We start from the raw sequence: 4,761 nt of genomic DNA, 5'->3' as shown, positions 1-4,761 counted from the left end.
ATTAAGGTTTTTGTAGCAGGCACTGCCATAGCAATTAAAATAACAAATGGAATGGCGGTCCAAAGAATTTCTACTTTGGTGCTTTCGTGGAATTGAGCGGGAACCGCTCCTTTAGATTTGCGATGATGAATGAGTGCCCAAAGCATAATGGCAAACACTATTATCCCAATCACACAACATATAAAAAATATGGTCATGTGTAATTCGTAAACATTTTCACTTATATCTGTAACGCCTTTACGCATATTAAATTGGCTATTTGCCAAGGCTAACTGCGGAAAAACACACAATATAAGCCACAAGGTACAACTAAGTTTACCCATGTGACGACTCCTTTGATGCTGTTGCTAGTGCAAAGCGAAGAGGCATACGGCTTAAACGCCAATTCGTTATTTTTATTTTTTTATTAATGCCGTTTTATTTATAAAAATTGGCATTCACTGCGCTAGCAAAAGTTTATTGTGTGTGCTCAAAACTTAAAAGCGATGAGTATTGCCAGCGTCAGCTTATTAACAATTAGTTAATATTTAACCACCATGCAAGTTTTTTGTATTAAAAACAAACAATAAATATATAAAAAGTAGAGAGTTGGTTTAGTTGAACGTAGAGAGAAATAGCTCAAGTCGAGAGGTGGTAAGGGCTAAGGATGAAATGAAAGAGTGTGAAAAAAAACAAACAAAATTTTAAAAATTAAAAAAGCGCACCAAAAAAGTGCGCTTTTTATAAAATAAGAAAGAACTACATCCAGTCTGCGTTACGAATAACGCCCACTGCCAAGCCTTCAATGTTGAACGACTCAGTTTCAAGATCGACCTTAATTGGTGCAAACTCGTCATTTTCGGCATGAAGCAATACCTGGCGACCCGCTTTTTCAATGCGTTTTACGGTTACATCGTCATCAACACGGGCAACCACAACTTGACCATTTTCAGCCACTTGTGTTTTATGCACAGCAAGTAAATCGCCATCCATAATGCCTATATCTTTCATACTCATACCGTTTACGCGCAGTAAAAAGTCGGCAGCTGGTTTAAACATTAATGGGTCAATTTTACAGTGGCTTTCAACATGTTCTTGCGCCAAAATAGGGGAACCTGCCGCAACACGGCCAATAAGCGGTAAACCTAATTGTTCTGGCTCCTCTTCTTCAACAAGTTGAATTCCACGGCTTGCGCCAGGTTTCATTTTAATCACCCCTTTTTTGGCAAGGGCTTTTAAATGTTCCTCAGCGGCATTTGCACTTTTAAACCCTAACGTTTGTGCTATTTCGGCACGTGTAGGCGGCATACCAGTGTCTTTAATAAACACTTTAATTAATTCGAGTATTTGAGCTTGGCGTTTAGTTAATGGGCGCATACAACTGGTTTTCCATACAGTACATTTAACTGTGAGTATATACAGTTAAATAAAAATCGCAAATTTAAATTATTCGTTCAAATAGCCAAATTACTTCCTTACGTGTACATTTTAGGGGCTTTCTAAAATAGCCTATAAAAATAGTAACTTGCTACATTAAATTTAAAGGAATCTATATGAGTATTTGGCATCAACCCATTACATTAGCATTGTGTAAACAATTGGACGAAGGCATTAATGGCCAAGGGACGCTAATGAAAACCATGAGGATAGAAATAACAGAGATAGGCGACGATTACTTAGTAGCAACTATGCCTGCAATCCCTGCACACCATAACCCTATTGGCATGGTTCATGGCGGCGCAAACGTTGTACTCGCCGAAACCGTAGCGAGCTATGCTGCTAATTTTGTGGTTGATTTCACAAAATTTTACTGTGTTGGGCAAGAAATAAGTGCAAGCCATTTAAAGGCTTCTCGCAATGGTACATTAACGGCAACAGCACGCGCATTTCATATTGGAAAACGAAGCTCTGTTTGGGAAATAAAAATTACAAACAGCCGCAACGAGCTATGCTGCGTATCAAAAATGACCGCAGCCGTTGTTGAGCGAAAGGCGTAAGTTATTTTTCGAGAGGGTAAATTGTTATTTCCATACCCGCGCCAATAGCAGATATACGCAGTAGTGTATCTGCATGTAAAGCTTGATTAAAACATTTTGGCGACGTGCCTGACTCAAACCCTATATCAAACGTTCTACGTGAGCAGCTTAACCATTGCTTTAATGCATTGCGTGAACATGACTCAATAAGCTCACATATATGGTTTATTGCTTTGTCTGGTGATTTTACATCGCCAGCTACCTCAATACGTGCTAATTGACGGTATTCGTCTTTGTCATAATGTAAAATCGTTGCGACTTTTTTTAGGTCGGCCACCAGCACACTAATATCTTGTTTTGACTCAAGCTCTAGATCTACATTTAAAAATTGAATTTCCGACATTGTCTCGTATTTATCCTCTAATGGTTACCATGCAAACTTTAACGCAGTTTTACCTTTATACCAAATCAACACCCTATAAATAGACGTTTTATATGGTAATACTCTTATTTTAGAGTGCTATTGCTGCTTACAATTGGCGCTATTGTGCTGAAACGCTATTTTAATGCACTAGTGCGACATTTTGTCGCACTCACCTTGCTCAACCATCGCGTAAAATGTCTCGTAAAAATAATAAGATAAACACACATGAAAAAAACTTTTAAACCAGCACGTAAACTTCATAAATGGTTGGGCTATTTATTAGGAATACAAATACTTGCTTGGTTGCTTGGCGGTTTGGTTATGAGCGCCATCCCGCTTGAAAAAGTACATGGTAAACACCTAGCAACACGCACCCTAGTTAACCCCTTTAAAAGCAGCGATTACGTGGCATCAATTGATAATATTGTTTCACAAGTAACTAATCCGACTAAAATAACCTTTGCACATTTTTTATCTACCCCACTTATAACTGTAACCAGTGAAGGCAACCCTCAAAGTTTTAATGGCATTACTGGGCAACCATTTAAAGCCCCCAATAAACAGCAAATAATTGCTAATGCACACGCGCATTTACTTATTGATGCTCAACCAGTAAGTACAACTTTGTTAGGTTTAGGGCCAAGAGAAAGCGGTTATAAAAAAGATGTATGGAAAGTACAATTTAACGATACATTGAGCACCACACTCTATTTGTCATCAGATACGGGCAAAGTGATTACTGTGCGCAGCACACTGTGGCGAATTTTCGATTTTTTTTGGATGCTTCATATTATGGATTACGATGAACGTGAAAACTTTAACAATCCTCTATTAATTAGCTTTGCTGCAACCAGTGTGCTTTTTTGTTTAACTGGCTTTTTACTGCTATTGCAAAACATAAGGATTAAAAGCAGATTTAAATAAGTTTATGTTTGCCTGTTGAACCAGTAAACTAGGGGATCCTGTAGTTCACGTATGTGATGGATATGACCCGATTGATTTTGGCCTTACTGGCTTGCTGTGTCTGTTTTTCGGTATCAAGTAAAGACTTTACTCGCTTCTCTACTGCTAAAAAGCACTTAATAAAAACGCTACCGCACAATGCAAAAAGCCTGTATTGCGGTTGTGATATTAAAAAACAAGGTAAAAAACTAGTGCCAGATCCAACGGGTTGTGGCTATGTACCTCGTAATACATTTACCCGCTCAGGCAAAGTAAACCAGCGCGCTTTACGTATTGAATGGGAGCATATTGTATCGGCATGGGAGTTTGGGCATCAACTACAATGTTGGCAAAATGGTGGGCGGAAAAACTGCCGTAAAGTCAGCGAAAAATTTCGAAAAATGGAAGCTGATATAAACAACTTAGCCCCCGCAATTGGCGAAATAAATGCTGACCGCTCTAATTATCGTTTTGGCATGCTAGGTGGGGCCGCGACTCAATACGGCCAATGCGATGTAAAAGTAAACTTTAAGCAACGTGTTGTTGAGCCACCATTTTATGCCCGTAAAAAAATTGCCGACGCCTATGCTTACATGCAAAAAACCTATGGTTTAAAAATTTCAAAACAACAACAAAAACTTTTTAATGCGTGGCAAAAGCAAGACCTAGCACTAAAAAGCACTATACAAAAAATGTAATGATATTCCCGCTAATAAGCGAACTTAAAATACTGCTTTACCAATAAAAAATGACACAATTATTTACATAAAGAAAAAGCAAAACGTTGAATAAATAATCAGGTGTTGTAGTATTTTAAACAACTTATTTACAGGAAGTACCGAATATGTTTAAAAACAACACTCTATCGCTTGCAATTATTAGCGCGCTCTCAGTTTTTGCTTTAACAGGTTGTGGTGGAGGCGGAGGTAGCAACACTACACCAGCGCCTGTCACGCCACCTACAAGTAGCACACCGACATGGACTGCCGGTGTATTTGAACCTTCAGACGAACTCAAAAACTTTTGCGAAAACCCACGTACAGGTAACGACCCGTTTAATAATAATGAGCCTTACCCTGACCAAGCTGGTTCAGCCTTATACGAAAAACTATGGCTTCGCTCATGGAGCGACGAAACATACCTGTGGTATGACGAAATAGCCGATAACGACCCTGAATCGTTCGATACCGTCGCTGACTATTTTGCTCAACTAAAAACCGAAGAGCTAACCGATTCAGGCGCTAAAAAAGATAACTTTCATTTTTCAGAACCCTCTGAAGATTACTTCCAAGAAGCACAATCGGGCGTTACCTCTGGTTATGGTATTAACTGGGCATTTATTGGTGATTCAGCCGATAGAATTTTACGTGTTGCTTACCTTGAAGATGACTCACCAGCTAGCCAAATTGGCTTTCAACGAGGCGATACCGTACTTGAAGT

6 protein-coding genes and 1 pseudogene are annotated in these 4,761 nt (G+C 39.0%); 4 read left to right on the top strand and 3 right to left on the bottom strand.

Annotated elements, in window-relative coordinates; translation table 11 throughout:
• Both BCG07_RS18045 and lexA read right to left on the bottom strand, forming a co-directional pair.
• The coding region (locus BCG07_RS18045; protein WP_286891388.1) for a cytochrome c oxidase subunit II transmembrane domain-containing protein at positions 1 to 323 on the bottom strand (323 nt) is incomplete at its 3' end.
• 415 nt (positions 324 to 738) lie between these two features.
• Entirely contained in the window at positions 739 to 1,356 is a 618-nt protein-coding gene (gene lexA, locus BCG07_RS18040) for a transcriptional repressor LexA (RefSeq protein ID WP_006793773.1), read from the bottom strand.
• A gap of 176 nt (positions 1,357 to 1,532) precedes the next feature.
• Between lexA and BCG07_RS18035 the strand changes: the two genes are divergently transcribed.
• Complete coding sequence (locus BCG07_RS18035; RefSeq protein ID WP_286891386.1) at positions 1,533 to 1,976, top strand: PaaI family thioesterase; 444 nt, start codon at positions 1,533 to 1,535, stop codon at positions 1,974 to 1,976.
• Between the two features lies 1 nt (position 1,977).
• Here BCG07_RS18035 and BCG07_RS18030 read toward each other — a convergent pair whose 3' ends face one another.
• Positions 1,978 to 2,358: a hypothetical protein gene (locus BCG07_RS18030; RefSeq protein ID WP_006793771.1), complete on the bottom strand. Its 381-nt coding sequence runs from the start codon at positions 2,356 to 2,358 to the stop codon at positions 1,978 to 1,980.
• Positions 2,359 to 2,604: 246 nt separating this feature from the next.
• On the opposite strand from BCG07_RS18030, the gene BCG07_RS18025 reads away from it, so the two are divergent.
• The 3 genes and pseudogenes from BCG07_RS18025 to BCG07_RS18015 all read left to right on the top strand — a co-directional run.
• Positions 2,605 to 3,303, top strand: a complete 699-nt coding sequence (locus BCG07_RS18025; RefSeq protein WP_286891384.1) for a hypothetical protein — start codon at positions 2,605 to 2,607, stop codon at positions 3,301 to 3,303.
• Positions 3,304 to 3,365: 62 nt separating this feature from the next.
• Positions 3,366 to 4,019 carry an endonuclease gene (locus BCG07_RS18020; RefSeq protein ID WP_033019623.1) on the top strand — a complete coding sequence of 218 codons (654 nt, stop codon included), beginning with the start codon at positions 3,366 to 3,368 and terminating at the stop codon, positions 4,017 to 4,019.
• Between the two features lie 146 nt (positions 4,020 to 4,165).
• A pseudogene (locus BCG07_RS18015) lies at positions 4,166 to 4,761 on the top strand (S41 family peptidase); the annotation flags it as partial.

The organism is Pseudoalteromonas sp. ESRF-bin5 (genome assembly GCF_002632075.1).
GTDB lineage: Bacteria > Pseudomonadota > Gammaproteobacteria > Enterobacterales > Alteromonadaceae > Pseudoalteromonas > Pseudoalteromonas marina.
The sequence above is the reverse complement of the archived record's forward strand: the minus strand, read 5'-3'. Positions and strand labels throughout refer to the sequence as shown.